We start from the raw sequence: 15,650 nt of genomic DNA, 5'->3' as shown, positions 1-15,650 counted from the left end.
AAACATGAAGATCAAGGGCATCGTCGCAAGGGCTGCACTCAGCGCTGTTTCCGTTGACTGATAAGGCTGCTTTGCCTGGCAGGCCAGTCGATCAGTTGCGCAGCCGGTAGCCGGTCCTGAAGATCCAGGCGACGATTGCTATGCAGACGAGCAGGAAAACAACCGTCATGCCGAGGCTGACGCCGACCGAAACGTCGGATTTGCCGTAGAAGCTCCAGCGGAAGCCACTGACCAGGTAGACGACCGGGTTGAACAGCGTCACCGTGCGCCAGATGCCCGGCAGCATGTTGATCGAATAGAAGCTGCCGCCGAGGAAGGTCAGCGGCGTGATGATCAGCAGCGGCACCAGCTGCAGCTGCTCGAAGCTCTTCGCCCAGATGCCGATGATGAAGCCGAACAGGCTGAAGGTCACCGCCGTCAGCACCAGGAAGGCGAGCATCCAGAACGGATGCTCGATGTGAAGCGGCACGAACAGCGAGGCCGTCGCCAGGATGATCAGGCCAAGCACGATCGACTTTGTCGCCGCACCCCCGACATAGGCGATGACGATCTCCAGATAGGACACAGGTGCCGACAGCAATTCGTAGATCGAGCCGACGAATTTCGGAAAATAGATGGCGAAAGAAGCGTTGGAGATTGACTGCGTCAGCAGCGACAGCATGATCAGCCCCGGCACGATGAAGGCGCCGTAGCTGATGCCGTCGATCTCGGTGATGCGCGAGCCGATGGCCGAGCCGAAGACGACAAAATAGAGCGACGTCGAAATGACCGGCGAAACAATGCTCTGCAGCACCGTGCGAAGGGCGCGCGCCATCTCCACCCGATAGATCGCCCATACCGCATGAAGATTCATGACCGCGCGCGGGTTCATGCCTGTTTCCTCACCAGATTGACGAAGATCTCCTCGAGCGAGCTGTTTTCCGTATCGATGTCGCGGAACTGAATGCCGGCCGCCTCGAGCTCGCGGATCAACGAGGCGACGCCCGGCCGTTCGCTCTGGTTGTCATAAGTATAGGTCAGCTGCCCGCCATCCGGCGAAAGCTCCAGCGCGTAGCGCGAAAAGGCGTCGGGAACGGTGGCCAGGGGACTGCGCAGTTCCAGCACAAGCCGCTTGCGGCCGAGCTTGCGCATCAGCTCGGCCTTGTCCTCGACCAGCACGATCTCGCCGCGGTTGATGACGCCGACGCGGTCGGCCATCGCCTCCGCTTCTTCGATGTAGTGTGTGGTCAGGATGATGGTGACGCCGTCTTCGCGCAGCCGGCGCACCATCGCCCACATGTCCTGGCGCAGCTCGACATCGACGCCTGCCGTCGGTTCGTCGAGGAACAGGATGCGCGGCTCGTGCGACAACGCCTTGGCAATCATCAGCCGGCGCTTCATGCCGCCGGACAGCGTGATTGCCTTGGCGTCCTTCTTGTCCCAGAGCGACAGGTCGCGCAGCACCTTTTCGATGAACGCCTTGTCCGCCGGTTTGCCGAACAGGCCGCGGCTATAATTGACCGTCGCCCACACGCTCTCGAAGGCGTCGATGGTCAGTTCCTGCGGCACCAGCCCGATCAAGCTGCGCGCCGCGCGGTAGTCGCGGTTGATGTCATGGCCGTCGACGGTGACGGAACCCGACGAGCGGTTGACGATGCCGCAGACGATCGAGATCAGCGTCGTCTTGCCGGCGCCGTTCGGCCCGAGCAGCGCAAAGATCTCGCCGCGCACTATATCGAGATTGATCTCCTTCAGCGCCTTGAAGCCGGTGGCGTAGGTCTTGGTGACCCCGGAAATCGAGATGATCGGCTGCATGGCTGAAAACGGCTGCTTGAAACAGAGTTGTTGATTTAATCCGCTGAATGTCGGTTCGCAAATCCGGATGTCAATGCCGCTCCCGACAGTTCTGGACATCGAGGTTCGCCGGAATAGGCGACACCTGCCCGATCGTCCAGCCAAATTCCGCGCAGAAGCAGATTCACCGGCACTGCGGCGTTCCGCCTCGCGGCGGGACGCCGCTTTGACCGTCCCGCGCATCAAGCCTATCCTTGTACAAACAAGCAGCAGCCGGAGCCGCCATGGACCCGCTCATTCTGTCGCGCATTCAGTTCGGCGCGAACATCTCGTTCCACATCCTGTTCCCGGCGATCACCATCGCGCTCGGCTGGGTGCTGCTGTTCTTCAAGCTCCGCTACAACGCGACAGGCGATTCGGCCTGGATGCGCGCTTATTTCACCTGGGTTAAGGTATTCGCGCTGTCCTTCGCCATGGGCGTGGTTTCCGGCGTCACCATGAGCTTTCAGTTCGGCACCAACTGGCCGGGCTATATGGAGACGGTCGGCAACATCGCTGGCCCGCTGCTGGCCTACGAAATCCTGACCGCCTTTTTCCTCGAGGCAGCGTTCCTCGGCATTATGCTGTTCGGCTTCCGCCGCGTCTCGAACCGCGTCCATACGCTGGCGACGGTGCTGGTGGCCGGCGGCACCACTTTGTCCGCCTTCTGGATCATAGCACTCAATTCGTGGATGCAGACGCCGGCCGGCTTCGAGATGCGCGATGGTGTAGCGCACGCCACCGACTGGTGGGCCGTTGTCTTCAATCCGTCCATGCCCTACCGGCTCGTCCATATGCTGCTTGCTTCGGGGCTGACCGTCTCGTTCCTGATCGCCGGCCTGTCGGCGCTGCGCTATCTCTACGGCGATCGTTCGGAATCGATGTGGAAGGCGCTGCGCACCGGCGTCTTCACCGCCGCGATCCTGATCCCGATCCAGATCTTCGCCGGCGACCAGCACGGCCTCAACACGCTCGAACACCAGCCGCAGAAGATCGCCGCCATGGAGGCCAACTGGAACACCGGTCCCAACGTGCCGCTAGTGCTGTTTGCGCTTCCCGATGAAGCGGCGAGCGAGAACAGGTTCGAGCTCACCATTCCCGACGGCGCCAGCCTCATCCTCAGGCACAGCGCCGGTGGCGTCGTGCCGGGGCTGAATGATTATGCCGGCAACCATCCGCCGGTGTTTCCGGTATTCTGGGGCTTTCGCATCATGGTCGGCACCGGCCTCATGATGCTCGCCGTCTCCTGGTCGGCGGCCTTTTTCCTCAAGCGCCGCCATAGCCTCCCCAAGCCGCTGGCGCTCGTCATGGTGCCGATGGCGCTGTCCGGCTGGCTGGCGACGCTGGCCGGCTGGTACACCACCGAGATCGGCCGCCAGCCCTGGCTGGTCACCGGCGTGCTGCGTACCGCCGATGCTGTCGGGCCGGTCGCCGGCAGCCATGTCGCGCTGTCGCTCGCGGTCTATCTCAGCCTCTACGTGCTGCTACTGATCGCCTATCTCGGCGTGTTGGTGCATCTGGCATTGAAGGCGGCGAAGGATGGTGACACCTCGCCGCTGCCGGGTGTCATGAACAGGCCGCTGTCGCAGCCGGTTGCGCAACCGGGAGAAACATCATGAGCGTCGACTGGCCGACCCTGCTGCCTCTGATCTTCGCCGGCCTGATGGGCCTCGCCATCCTGATCTACGTCATCCTCGACGGCTTCGATCTCGGCATCGGCATCCTGTTCGCCGCAGCCGAAGGCACCGAGCAGGATACGATGATCGCCGCCATCGGCCCGTTCTGGGACGCCAACGAGACCTGGCTGGTGCTGGCGGTCGGCCTGCTGCTGGTCGCCTTCCCGCTGGCGCACGGCACCATCCTGACGGCGCTCTACATTCCGGTTTTCGTGCTGCTGGTCGGCTTGATCCTGCGCGGCGTCGCCTTCGATTTCCGCGCCAAGGTGCCGGCCGGCAGGAAGCACCGCTGGAACCGCATCTTCTTCCTCGGCTCGGTCGTCGCTTCGCTGGCGCAAGGTTATATGCTCGGCGTCTATGTGCTCGGCCTCGACGTCGGCCCTGGCGGCATGGCGTTCGGCGCGCTGGTGGCGCTCTGCCTTGCCGCGGCCTACGCGGCAATGGGCGCGGCCTGGGTCATCTACAAGACGGAAGGCGACCTGCAGAGGAAGGCGGTGCTGTGGCTGCGCACGACACTGGTGCTGACCGCGCTCGGCATGGTCGCGGTATCGCTGGCCACGCCCTTTGCCAGCGCGCGCATCTTCGACAAATGGTTCGTCTGGCCGGCCATGCTCTATTTGTCGCCGCTGCCGATCCTGTCGGCAGTGCTGTTCCTGTGGCTGTGGCGCCAGACCTTCCATATGCCGAAACCCGGCGACCGCCACGCGCTGCTCCCGTTCCTGACATTGGCCGCGATCTTCACGCTCGGCTTTGCCGGCCTCGCCTGGTCTTTCTACCCCTTCGTGGTGCCCGACCGGCTGACCATCTGGCAGGCTGCTTCGGCACCCGAAAGCCTGGCCGTCATCCTGGTCGGCACGGTCGTCGTGCTGCCGATCATCATCTTCTATTCGTTCTTTGCCTACCGAGTGTTCGGTGGCAAGGCGACGGATCTGACCTATGACTGACCGGCATCGCCGTGGCAGCCTGAAACAGAATATTCATCTTCAAGCGGAATAACCTTCTCTGGCCGGCCCAGCAGAATCGCCGGCAAGAAGAAGGGCAACAGAATGAACCCCTTTTCTGCGGCAGGACAGGATCGGCTGTTGCTTTTGCTGATCCGGACAGTCGCGCTGATCGGCGCACTCGCGCTTGCCGGCCTGCTGCCGGCCATGCCGCAGGCGCATGCCCAGGACGCGGCCAACTGGACGGGCGTGTGGGACACGAAATGGCGCGGCGGCGGCGCCCAGATCAAGTTCGAGCAGACGGGCGCCGACGTAAAGGGCGTGTACCCGCTTTATAACGGCCGTATCGAGGCCAAGGCCGAAGGCGACAAGCTTGTCGGCCACTGGTTCGAAGGCGACCGCCAGGGCGCCGTCACCTTCGTCCAATCGCCTGACGGCGGCAGCTTCATGGGTCGCTTCGATGCCGCCACCGCCGAATGGTGGACAGGTGTGCGCGTCAGCGCCGTCGAGGACGTCCGTGTCGACCAGTCGAGCCCGATGAGCACCATGCGCTCGTTCCTGCAGACGATGAACGAGAGCGGCGCCGACAACGTGCCGCGCGCCACCGGCGGCGGCATGGGTCTTGCTGGCCTGGCAGCGGGTCTCGTCGACGTCACCGAGGCCGACCGCGGCGGCCTCAACATGCCCGATTACACCAAGCTGCTGTTCACCGTCATCGACAACGCGACGTTCCGTCTGTGGAGCCTGCCGCATGATGCGATTGCCGGAGACGAGGTGACGGCGACGCTGCCGCAATACGGCACCAGGGTCTCCTTCGCCGTCACTTTTCGCCGCAAGAATGGCGACTGGTTCATCGTCGGGCCGCCACTTGGCCAGCTACAGGCCAAGCTCGCCGAATTCCAGGAAGCGCGTGGCGAAGCCATCGACATGGTCGACGATCCGAGCAGGCTCGCCTCGCCGCGCGACACGTTCAAGGTACTGTTGAGCGGCCTCACCGAAGCCGGCGACCCGGCCCAGGCGGCGCTCGACCTGCGCAACTACAGTCAGGCGGTGCGCGGCGACGAGGCGTTCCTGCTTGAGCGCTATCTCAAAAAGGTCATCGACCGCATCGGCTATGTCTATTGGCAGGAGATCCCCGACGATCCGAAGAGCAACACCCCCTTCGTCTATTTCGAGCATCCCGCCGGCAACATCGTCATCGGCCCGGTCGAGACTGACCCCGACGGCACCGGCAAGCGCAAGATCTGGCAGTTCACGCCCGAGACGCTCGCCCACATCCGCGCGCTCTACGCCGACGTCGAAGACGTGCCGGTGGCGCCGGAATTCGCCGCCTTCGCCAGCACCGACCCGTTCTTCATCGCCCGTGGCCTCGCCCGCGAGATCAGCCCCGGCCTGCTCACCCGCGCCGGCCCGATGGAGCACTGGCAATGGTGGATGCTCGGCCTTGCCGCACTGGCCGGCATCGTCTTCGGCTTCATCGCCAATGCGCTGATTTCCTTGTTTGTGCGAGGGACGGACAGCCCGGCCTTCTTCCGCATCGTCGAATGGGCGGTGCGCTCGATCGTGCTTGGCTTCTTCCTGCTGTTGACGCTGCGCCCGCTCGGTCTGCCGCAAGTGGTCGCCGCCCCGGTCAAGGCAATCGCCTGGAGCCTGATCGTGATCGGCGCCGTGCCGGTGGTCTGGCATCTGATCGGCAAGGTCGCCGAACACTATCGCGGACTGTGGCAAGTGCCCGGCTATCACGACACGCTGATTTCGCTGTCCACCGGCGTCGCGCGCGTCGCCGTGCTCGTCGTCGCCTTCCTGCTGTTGGCCGAAGTGCTCGCCATCCCCTACGAAGGCGTCATCGCCGGTCTCGGCATCGGCGGTCTGGCGGTGGCGCTGGCCGCGCAGCCGACGCTGCAGAACTTCCTCTCCGGCCTGACGCTTTATGCCGACCGGCCGGTAAGCGTCGGCGACTTCTGCAAGTTCGGCGACCAGTCCGGCACGATCGAGCATATCGGCATGCGCTCGACGCGCATCAGGTCGCTCGACCGCACCATCATCTCGGTGCCGAACTCGGATTTCGCCGGCATGCAGATCGAGAACTACGCCCATCGCGACCGCACCCGGTTCGCGACGACGCTGCAGCTGCGCTACGAAACGACGCCCGATCAGCTGCGTTACGTCCTGGCCGAGCTGCGCAAGCTGCTGATTGCCCACCCGCGCGTTATCGATGAGCCGTGCCGCGTGCGCTTTGCCGGCTTCGGCGCCTATTCGCTCGATATCGACGTGTTCACTTATATCAAAACCGCCGACGTGGCCGATTTTCAAGCTATCCGCGAGGACATCCTGTTGTCCATGATCAACATCATGGATGATGCCGGCGCGCAGTTCGCCTTCCCTTCGTCACTGGAATACAGAGCCACCGACCTTCCGGTCGACGACGAAAAACGCATTGCCGCGGAGAAAAGGGTCGGCGATTGGCGCGAGGCGCAAAATCTGCCTTTCCCCGACTTCAGCCAGATCGACAAATTCGCCCTCAACAACACGCTTGCCTACCCGCCTGAGGGCTCGGCCCATTATCGCGAGACAGAGCCCGACCCGGACTCGGCCGAGGCAAAGGCGACGCTGGAGAAAATGCGCTGGAGCCTGCCCTGGAAAAAGGGGAGGTAGTTTCGAGACGTTGGCGGGACAGCACCCCCCTCTGGCCTGCCGGCCATCTCCCCCGCAAGGGGGGAGATTAGCAGTTTCAGCGCTCCGCTCGTCCTGAACGTTGGAGATTTGGCGAAGGTCGAGGTGATAGCCGATCTCCCCCCTTGCGGGGGAGATGTCCGGCAGGACAGAGGGGGGTGCGAAGGATCGCCGACGCTTATTCTCCGTCGCGCCCGCCGGCGCAAAAGCTCAGCTCTTGTTGGCGGCCAGCACCAGCACCGGCTTTTCGCTGTAGAGGTTGGGGAACAGCCGCTTCAGATTCTCGACCTTGGGCAAATCGTTGTAGACGATATAGGGATAGGACGGGTTGAGCGTCAGAAAGTCCTGGTGGTAGTCCTCGGCCGGATAGAAGCTCTTGCCGGTCTCCAGCGTCGTCACGATCGGCTTAGGAAACACCTTGGCCTTGTCGAGCTGGGCGATATAGCTTTCGGCGATCTTTTTCTGCGTGTCGTTTTCGGCAAAGATCGTCGAACGGTACTGTGTGCCGCTGTCCGGCCCCTGGTAGTTCAGTTGCGTCGGATTGTGCGCCACCGAGAAATACACCTGCAGCAGCTGGCCGTAAGTAACCTTGGACGGCTCGTAGGTGATCTCGACGGATTCGGCATGGCCCGTCCGGCTGGTGCCGACCATTTCATAGACGGCCGTGTTCTTGTCGCCGCCGGCATAGCCGGAGACGGCGCTGGTGACGCCGTTGACGTGCTGGAACACGCCTTGCACACCCCAGAAGCAGCCGCCGGCGAAGACCGCCTTTTCGGTGCCGGCGGTGGCCTTCTCGTCCATTGCCGGCGGCGGGATCACCACCGCGTCTTCGGCCGAGACTGCCGGGGTCTGCCAGAATACGGCGGCGGCGGCCGTGAGGATGAGCGCGGCAGCTGCTGCTTTTGCGAAAATCGACGATCGTTTCACGGCTGCGGTCATGTCTGATCTCCCATGATGTGGTGTGGATTATACGACGGATAGGTCCGCCGGGCTCTCACATTGCTGTGCGCATCGCCTATTTGGCCGGAGCCATGGCATCGCAGGCCTTGGTCGCCTCTGCCTTCTTCATGGCGTCCGTCTCGGCGTCGGCCTTGTTCATGCAGTCGGCCTTCATCGGATCTGTCGCCTTCATCGCGGTCGTGGCCATTGCGTCAGCCGCCATGGCGCCGGCCGGCTTCATTGCATCGGTTGCCGGCTTCATGGCGCCCGTTGCCGGCTTCATGGCGTTTGTCGCCATCGCCGGCTTCATCGCATCTTCGGCCCGCGCCGCGCCTCCTGCGAACAGCGCCGCCGAGCAAAGTGCGAAGGCGAGTGCCGCCAGGGTCGGGCGATTGGTCAAACGATTGGTCATGATGATCTCCTAGGGTTTGGCAGGGTTCACGGCATGCGGCGGCGCCGCTGCGCGTTGGGGGAATTTCGCGCGGGTTTCTAATTCGTAGCGGCAGCAAGGATCGGCCCGCCGCCCGGCACCTGCACCAGCACCGCCGTGCTAAGGCCGCCCGTCGTCGCCGGCAGCGGCAGCGCGGTGGCGTCGCCGGTCCAACTGCCCAGCCTGGTCAGCGAATGCACGACATTGGCGTGCGGCAGCGTGCGCCCGGTGTTTTCTCCGCGCGCCACCGGCACCTCGACGACGCCCTTGCCGTAACGCACCAGCCAGACGTCGGCCTTGTCGCCGGGCACCGGACCGGCGCCGATGCTGACCGTCCCGCCGGCGAGCGACAGCGAAGGTCCGTCGGCGTGGCCGCCGCTCGCAATCAGCTGCTCGATCTCGCCCGGCCTGGCGCCGACCGCATCGGCCCTGCCGTTGACCACCACTTGCGGCGTGAACGGGCCGGAACGGCCGAGCGACGGTTCATAGCGGACCTGGCGCTGCGTGAATTCTTCTTTGCCGAATGTGTCCTTCCAGCCGAGATAGTCCCAGTAGGTGACGTTGAAGGACAGCGCCAGCACGCCGGGCCGGTCCATGACCTTGATCAGATTGGCGTTGGCCGGCGGGCAGGACGAGCAGCCCTGGCTGGTGAACAGCTCGACGACGGTCTGCGTTTGGCCGGCGGCCGCGCCGGTTGCCGACAGCACAGTTGCCGAAAACAGTATTGCGGCGAGCCCCATCAGGGCTGTGCTGCGTTTCGCTGTCGATCCAGGCATTGCGTTTCTCCTGCGCAGACATCGTTCCATGTCCACACTTCGCCGCCGACACACGGTTCGTTACAGCATCACCGCTTCGTGATCGTTCGCAGCTCTCCCTTCCCCTTGTGGGAGAAGGTGGATCGGCGCGAAACGCCGAGACGGTTGAGGGGTGCTGGAAGAAATGAGGCGTCGGCGTCCCCTGGAACACCCCTCATCCGACCGAGCTTTGCTCGGCCGTCTTCTCCTACAGGGGGCGAAGGGAAGACGGTCGCTCGCAACCAACACGCCACCCGGTGTGACCGGGCGGCGGTGTGATGGACGGGCAGCCTAAGCGGGCCGATATGCCCTCGCACTCAGCTGCGGCGGCCTATTGTGTCAACAGCGTTTCCGATGCCCGCTGATTGAAGGCGCACTTGCCGGTTACTGTGTAGAAAAAGTCCGCGTTGGAATCGGTGATGGTCGGAGATGTCGGCACCGGCGATCCCCCGTCTTCCCACGCTTGTGTGCTGGTCTGGCCGCACGGCACCAATGTAAAGATATCGACCGTTTGGCCACTGGCGATCTCGACGCCGTCCGCGTAGAGGCGGTTCGATGTCGCCGGATCGTTCGATTTGAGCACCGTTGGATTGCCTGACGGCACATCCATCTGCAGGTAGAGCTGGTCCATCTGGCTGACGTCGATCACCGCGCCGGCACCGGTCGCGGGGTACATGGTGTTGACGCAGGTGGTCGCATATTTCTTGCCGTTGGAAGCGGTCTGGGTGATCGTGGTGCTGGGCAGCCCATAAAAGCTGAGCACCGTGGTGGTCGTACACACCTGCTGCTGGACCGTAGTGATCGTCGCTCCGTTGATGGTGGAGACGGTCGCCGTGCCATAGCCTTTCGGATCGCCATAACCGTTGTATGTGTAGGTGATCTTCATCAGCTTGTTGGCCACCGTGTCCCCGAATTTGGTGCCGTAGAGCGTCATTGTCTTGCCCCACCAGCCCGAGACCTTGGTCACCTTGAACGTGGCTTGCACCAATGCCGGCCGCTTTGTCACTGCCGACGCAACGCCGACCTGCACCGTGTTGATCCTGGCGATCTGCATGAAATTCGTCGGCATGGCAAAGCCGGCCGAAGCCTTGATGCTGGCGGCGCCGTCGGTGGCGACGACGAAGCTGTCGAGCTTGGCCGTGCCTTGCCCGCCATTGGCCAGGTATACCTCCTGCAGTTTTACCTGACGGTCCGCCAATGAGGTGTCCGTCGCAAGCGTCGTGATCGACAGCGACGCTGCATCGAGGGCGTTCTGCATCGATGCCCTGGTTGAAACCGCCGAGGTATAGTCGATGGAAAAGCCCAATGCGGCAACCATCGGGATAAGCAGGATGGCGAGCATCGGCGCGAACGAGCCGCTCACCGATCTGAGAAATTTGCGTGCTGACAGCGGCATTCCGATCCCCCCGAAACGGCGATAGACCGGTGGGCTACCACGCCGGGCGCAAACTATGCTCTAATCTCATGGATCAAAGTTTAACGACTTTGCCGCCTTGCCGCCGCACCCGCGCCCCGCCGCTTGCCGATATACCGTGCCCCTGCTAAAGCGCGCCGCATGACCACGCCCATCAAGAACATCCGCAACTTCTCCATCGTTGCCCATATCGACCATGGCAAATCCACGCTTGCCGACCGGCTGATCCAGTCGACCGGCGGGCTGGAGCTGCGCGACATGAAGGAGCAGGTGCTGGACTCGATGGACATCGAGCGCGAGCGCGGCATCACCATCAAGGCGCAGACGGTGCGGCTGAAATACCGCGCCAACAATGGACAGGATTATGTCCTCAACCTGATCGACACGCCCGGCCATGTCGACTTCGCCTATGAAGTGTCGCGCTCGCTCGCCGCCTGCGAGGGCTCGCTGCTGGTCGTCGATGCCTCGCAAGGCGTCGAGGCGCAGACGCTGGCCAATGTCTATCAGGCCATCGACAACAACCACGAGATCGTCGTGGTGCTGAACAAGGTCGACCTGCCGGCCGCCGAGCCCGAGCGCATCCGCGAGCAGGTCGAGGAGGTGATCGGCATCGATGCCTCCAACGCCGTGCTGATCTCGGCCAAGACCGGGCTGGGCATCCCCGACGTGCTGGAAGCGATCGTCAACGATCTGCCGCCGCCGCGCGAGGGCGACATCACGGCTCCGCTGAAGGCGATGCTGGTCGACTCCTGGTACGACGCCTATCTCGGCGTTATCGTGCTGGTGCGCATCATCGACGGCGTGCTGAAAAAGGGCCAGACCATCCGCATGATGGGCACCGGCGCCAAGTACCTGGTCGAGCGCACCGGCGTCTTCACACCCGCCCGCGTCAATGTCGACGAGCTCGGCCCCGGCGAGTTCGGTTTCTTCACCGGCTCGATCAAGGAGGTTGCCGATACCCGCGTCGGCGACACCATCACCGAGGACAAGCGCCCGACGGCAAAAGCCCTGCCCGGCTTCAAGCCGGCGCAGCCGGTGGTGTTCTGCGGCCTGTTCCCGGTCGACGCCGCCGATTTCGAAGACCTGCGCGCCGCCGTCGGCAAACTGCGCCTCAACGACGCGTCCTTCTCCTTCGAAATGGAAACCAGTGCCGCGCTCGGCTTCGGTTATCGCTGCGGCTTCCTCGGCCTTTTGCATCTCGAAATCATCCAGGAGCGGCTGGAGCGCGAGTTCAACCTCGACCTCATCGCCACCGCGCCCAGCGTCGTCTACCGCCTGCTGTTGAACGACGGCACGGTCAAGGAACTGCACAACCCAGCCGACATGCCCGACGTGGTCAAGATCTCGGCCATCGAGGAGCCGTGGATCCGCGCCACCATCCTCACCCCCGACGACTATCTCGGCGGCATCCTGAAGCTATGCCAGGACCGGCGCGGCATCCAGGCCGACCTGTCCTATGTCGGCAAGCGCGCCATGCTGATCTACGATTTGCCGCTCAATGAGGTCGTCTTCGATTTTTATGATCGCCTAAAATCGATCTCCAAGGGCTACGCCTCCTTCGACTATCACTTGACCGACTATCGCGAGGGCGACCTGGTGAAAATGTCGATCCTGGTTAATGAGGAGCCGGTCGACGCGCTGTCGATGCTGGTCCACCGCACGGCGGCGGAAAAGCGCGGCCGCCAGATGTGCGAGAAGCTGAAGGAGCTGATCCCGCACCATCTGTTCAAGATCCCGATCCAGGCGGCGATCGGCGGCAAGGTCATCGCCCGCGAAACCATCTCGGCGCTGCGCAAGGACGTCACCGCCAAATGCTACGGCGGCGACGTCTCACGCAAGCGCAAGCTGCTCGACAAGCAGAAAGAGGGCAAGAAGCGGATGCGCCAGTTCGGCAAGGTGGATATTCCCCAGGAGGCGTTTATCCAGGCGCTGAAGATGGGGGATTGAGAAGCCGGTCGGCTTCTCGTCTACCAAAGCAGGCGGTTAGCTTCGTATTGAACATCGCGCAACGCAACCCTGAATGCGATCGCGTTCGAGCGGATTTCTACAACCTTGGCCGGGTTTGGCGCACGACCTTTGACGTCGAAATCGTCACCAGAAATTGAGCGTCGAAAATTTGCATATGCCGGCGCTATTCTCAGCTCTGCTTTGGCCCCTTTCGACCCGAGGAAAGAAAGGATGGTAGAAATATCGTGGATTTGGCATACCAGTTCCTGTTCCTCATGAATCTTGTCTCCACCTTTTGCGCCCCACACCATATAAGACAGCTCAACGCATTTTAATATTATACTCTCCATCTCAGCATAAAGATCATCAAATATCTTTTTATTTCTGGAAATCTTGTCAGAAATAATGAAGAAAATATGAGAAACGATTGCTGCCGAGAGACCTCCTATAAAAGAGACAATAAAAAGATTGGCGAATTCTTTCATTTCGAGCGCCTTTGAGACACCTCGATATAGTGATAGATATCATCCTGGTAAATTTTGTACTGATCCGACGCAACTATCTTAACGCGTTGAGTGAATTGATCTCGCGTCCATCCCATCTTCCTTGCAAGACCGGCAAAAGCCTCGTCAAGAAAAGATGACGGATACCCTCGTGTTCCATCTAGGATTACAGTAACAGGAGAACCCTTGCTGAGGGCAGGAATGAGGAGCCGTTCACGAAAATCCTCGCCGCTGAATGGGCCATCGGTTAAATACCGTCCACCAGGAGTAGCCGAAAAATCCTCTGCCACCCGAATGGTCTGCATTGGCCCCTTCCCTATCAGACTTTGGATATTTGCCACTGAATCAGTGTTCCGCCAAGGCTAAGCGGACGACCGATACGTCCGATTTCGCTTGCGCCGCTTGTGTACCTAACTTCACCATGGCCACTCAGGATGCGCAAGTGTCCCCGCACGTGGTCAAATAGGCGCATCATAATTGGCAGGCCCTTCCCTCGCTCGACCTGACCAGTTCGGGTTCGTCCAGCTTGCATGGCGGCAGCAATCATCGAGCTGTCATCATTTGCCCCGAATGCAGCCAAGATACCCTTTATTTGCTCCCAGAGCCCCGAGCGAGGCAGAGTTGCAGGGATTCCGACGCCCATGTCATAGACTGCCGCCGTTAGAACCTTGGCACGTTCACTATAAGCCCCACACATTAACCAGGTTCCCGACGAAACGCCGTGCCAACCTGAATTGTCCGGATACGCGTGATGTTTTACATTGTTTAGCGCCTCAACCAGCCCATCGAAAATGAATTTCTCAGCTTCGATTGACCCAACGATCGCCGATAGGTGGTCAAGTAGATCACTACATGCGGTTGGAGTGACGCCTACGCCGCTTCTATATTTAATAAACTTAAAAAAGGGGGGTTCACTAGGACTGGGCTCCGGGCGTTGATCGGGCGTCTCGAGGAACTCGAAAAGCCCGAAATCTCTAAGCATCCTTGAAATCAAGGGATCCCAGTCGTCTTGCAAAACAGGCACAAGCTTGCGCTGAGTAAATATCTGCCATCTATATAACTCCGCAGCCAAAACAAGTGCTGCGCCGGGCGTTATCTTCTTAATAGAACGAAAATCAACACCAAGCGCACTAGCCGATGTCGGCGGTATGTTATATGCGCGATCTCTCAAATGTTGGAAGAAGCTCACAACATTATCGTAGTCCCCTCTCAACGAAAAAGTTTCTGGAGGAATGATCAATTCTCTCCTAAAAGTTCTATTTTGCCGGACGTATACGAATTGTGGAGGTGCTGCTTTTTGCTCAGGTGAGCTTACTCGTTGAATGATCAACTGCTGCTGAATTGCGGAGTTTGCAAACAAATCCTCGCTGACTCGAAGGAGTTTGCGTCGCCGTGATCGAGAACGCCGGGTTTCATTTTTTTGTCTGGCCAGAAACCAATTCAAACGGCGAATAGTAAGTTTCTTCAAATCGAGTCCCCCCGACAAACCTCTTACCAATTAGAGAGGGTCAGGTACAAATTGTTTATCCTAACTTGAACTACCTGAATGCTACGCGACCATAGCACCTGGGATATTGCTCAGTGCTACCTCGGCCTCGACGTCTCCTACTTTCCGTTCCATTCTCCCCATGTCAGCGCCCATCGAATCCGCAACAGCGCGTCCCGCAACACCTACTAGGTAATCGCGCCGTTTATCAGCGCGACTGTTGTCAGGCTGTTGTGGAGGGCGCTTTCGCCCGATACCGCGCGAGGCTAAACAAGCGATAGCTAACGCCATCCGCTTCGCAGGCGCGGCCTCTGGACACCGGACCACCCTTTGAGAACGCTCCGCCCTGCAGTACCTTGCGTGCCTAGGGGAGATCGATCTCAATGCGCTCCATCTCGGACAACATCGCAGCGATTGGCCTCGCCATCGGCGGCGCTCTGGGCCTCGCCGGCACTTTCGTCGAGGGCGCGCCACTCCGCGAAACACTCTGGACGATCGACGGTGTCGCACTCGTCGTGGCGACCGCGCTGTTGACCATGAAGTATCAGCGGCTGGGAAATGACTGCGTAGCGGCAGGGTTCCTGACCTTCGTGGCGGGCGAGAGTTTGCTGCTCGCCGGCAATGCGGCCGGGCTTCAGGCCAGCGTACCCTCCTATGTCGGCGGTATCTCGCTTTGGGCGGCGGCGCTGGTCATGGTAAGCGCGCCGAAAACCCTCGCACTGTGGATCCGGCTTACCGCTGTCGTGGCGGCTGTGCTGTTCGTGGTGTCGGCGGGCCTGATCCTGTGGGGTGCGCCTTTGCTGCCGACCTCGGCGCCGCTGCCCGCTGCCGGATATCCGTTCCTGGTGCTCACATTCATCGGCTGGATATGGACGCTGCTGAAGCCTGATCGTTGAGCCCGGTCGGACCGCCCCCTCTCCGGGGGCGGGGGGGGCCCCCCCCCCCCCCGACGCCGCCGGGGCGGGCCCCCCGGGGTTGGTGGGGGGGGCGCGCCCACGGCCCCCGCCGCCCGGGGGGGTGGTGCGGAGGCCGGAT

Annotated in this window: 14 protein-coding genes; 5 read left to right on the top strand and 9 right to left on the bottom strand. The window is 61.6% G+C overall.

Features of this window, described 5'->3' with window-relative positions; translation table 11 throughout:
- Positions 1-91: 91 nt before the first annotated feature.
- Complete coding sequence (locus NKH50_RS04525) at positions 92-853, bottom strand: ABC transporter permease (protein ID WP_352509411.1); 762 nt, start codon at positions 851-853, stop codon at positions 92-94.
- A gap of 14 nt (positions 854-867) precedes the next feature.
- A complete protein-coding gene (locus NKH50_RS04520; protein WP_352876957.1) occupies positions 868-1,794 on the bottom strand; it encodes an ABC transporter ATP-binding protein in 927 nt (308 codons plus the stop codon).
- Between the two features lie 263 nt (positions 1,795-2,057).
- On the opposite strand from NKH50_RS04520, the gene NKH50_RS04515 reads away from it, so the two are divergent.
- The 3 genes from NKH50_RS04515 (at position 2,058) to NKH50_RS04505 (ending at position 7,084) form a co-directional block, all read left to right on the top strand.
- Positions 2,058-3,431 (top strand): cytochrome ubiquinol oxidase subunit I, encoded by a 1,374-nt coding sequence (locus NKH50_RS04515; RefSeq protein ID WP_352876955.1) that lies wholly within the window; start codon positions 2,058-2,060, stop codon positions 3,429-3,431.
- A complete protein-coding gene (locus NKH50_RS04510) occupies positions 3,428-4,432 on the top strand; it encodes a cytochrome d ubiquinol oxidase subunit II (RefSeq protein ID WP_352876952.1) in 1,005 nt (334 codons plus the stop codon). The genes NKH50_RS04515 and NKH50_RS04510 overlap by 4 nt, the downstream gene beginning before the upstream one ends.
- 102 nt (positions 4,433-4,534) lie before the next feature.
- Positions 4,535-7,084, top strand: a complete 2,550-nt coding sequence (locus NKH50_RS04505; protein WP_352876949.1) for a mechanosensitive ion channel family protein — start codon at positions 4,535-4,537, stop codon at positions 7,082-7,084.
- Between the two features lie 228 nt (positions 7,085-7,312).
- Here NKH50_RS04505 and msrA read toward each other — a convergent pair whose 3' ends face one another.
- The 4 genes from msrA to NKH50_RS04485 all read right to left on the bottom strand — a co-directional run bounded on the left by msrA (position 7,313) and on the right by NKH50_RS04485 (position 10,661).
- The gene (gene msrA, locus NKH50_RS04500; RefSeq protein WP_352876947.1) at positions 7,313-8,041 is read right to left on the bottom strand and encodes a peptide-methionine (S)-S-oxide reductase MsrA; all 729 of its coding nucleotides are present in this window, start codon (positions 8,039-8,041) and stop codon (positions 7,313-7,315) included.
- 76 nt (positions 8,042-8,117) lie between these two features.
- On the bottom strand, positions 8,118-8,453 hold the full coding sequence (locus tag NKH50_RS04495) for a hypothetical protein (protein WP_352876944.1): 336 nt from the start codon (positions 8,451-8,453) through the stop codon (positions 8,118-8,120).
- Positions 8,454-8,530: 77 nt separating this feature from the next.
- On the bottom strand, positions 8,531-9,247 hold the full coding sequence (locus tag NKH50_RS04490; RefSeq protein ID WP_352876941.1) for a DUF1223 domain-containing protein: 717 nt from the start codon (positions 9,245-9,247) through the stop codon (positions 8,531-8,533).
- Between the two features lie 349 nt (positions 9,248-9,596).
- Positions 9,597-10,661 carry a TadE/TadG family type IV pilus assembly protein gene (locus NKH50_RS04485; RefSeq protein ID WP_352691878.1) on the bottom strand — a complete coding sequence of 355 codons (1,065 nt, stop codon included), beginning with the start codon at positions 10,659-10,661 and terminating at the stop codon, positions 9,597-9,599.
- 159 nt (positions 10,662-10,820) lie between these two features.
- Between NKH50_RS04485 and lepA the strand changes: the two genes are divergently transcribed.
- Positions 10,821-12,626: a translation elongation factor 4 gene (gene lepA, locus NKH50_RS04480; RefSeq protein ID WP_352876938.1), complete on the top strand. Its 1,806-nt coding sequence runs from the start codon at positions 10,821-10,823 to the stop codon at positions 12,624-12,626.
- A gap of 20 nt (positions 12,627-12,646) precedes the next feature.
- On the opposite strand, the gene NKH50_RS04475 is transcribed toward lepA, so the two are convergent.
- From NKH50_RS04475 to NKH50_RS04465, 3 genes are read right to left on the bottom strand one after another with little or no spacing between them, the layout of a single operon-like run.
- Positions 12,647-13,111 (bottom strand): hypothetical protein, encoded by a 465-nt coding sequence (locus NKH50_RS04475; RefSeq protein ID WP_352876936.1) that lies wholly within the window; start codon positions 13,109-13,111, stop codon positions 12,647-12,649.
- Positions 13,108-13,434, bottom strand: coding sequence for an STAS-like domain-containing protein (locus NKH50_RS04470; RefSeq protein ID WP_352509383.1), 327 nt, complete (start codon positions 13,432-13,434; stop codon positions 13,108-13,110). The genes NKH50_RS04475 and NKH50_RS04470 overlap by 4 nt, the downstream gene beginning before the upstream one ends.
- A 14-nt stretch (positions 13,435-13,448) precedes the next feature.
- Complete coding sequence (locus NKH50_RS04465; protein ID WP_352876933.1) at positions 13,449-14,597, bottom strand: hypothetical protein; 1,149 nt, start codon at positions 14,595-14,597, stop codon at positions 13,449-13,451.
- A gap of 401 nt (positions 14,598-14,998) precedes the next feature.
- Here NKH50_RS04465 and NKH50_RS04460 point away from each other — a divergent pair, with 401 nt between their 5' ends.
- On the top strand, positions 14,999-15,511 hold the full coding sequence (locus NKH50_RS04460) for a hypothetical protein (RefSeq protein WP_352876930.1): 513 nt from the start codon (positions 14,999-15,001) through the stop codon (positions 15,509-15,511).
- The last annotated feature ends 139 nt before the right edge of the window (positions 15,512-15,650 follow it).

Origin of the sequence: Mesorhizobium sp. M1027 (genome assembly GCF_040318745.1) — a bacterium.
GTDB lineage: Bacteria > Pseudomonadota > Alphaproteobacteria > Rhizobiales > Rhizobiaceae > Mesorhizobium.
Note: the sequence above shows the minus strand (reverse complement) of the source record. Positions and strands in the feature narration are given on the sequence as shown.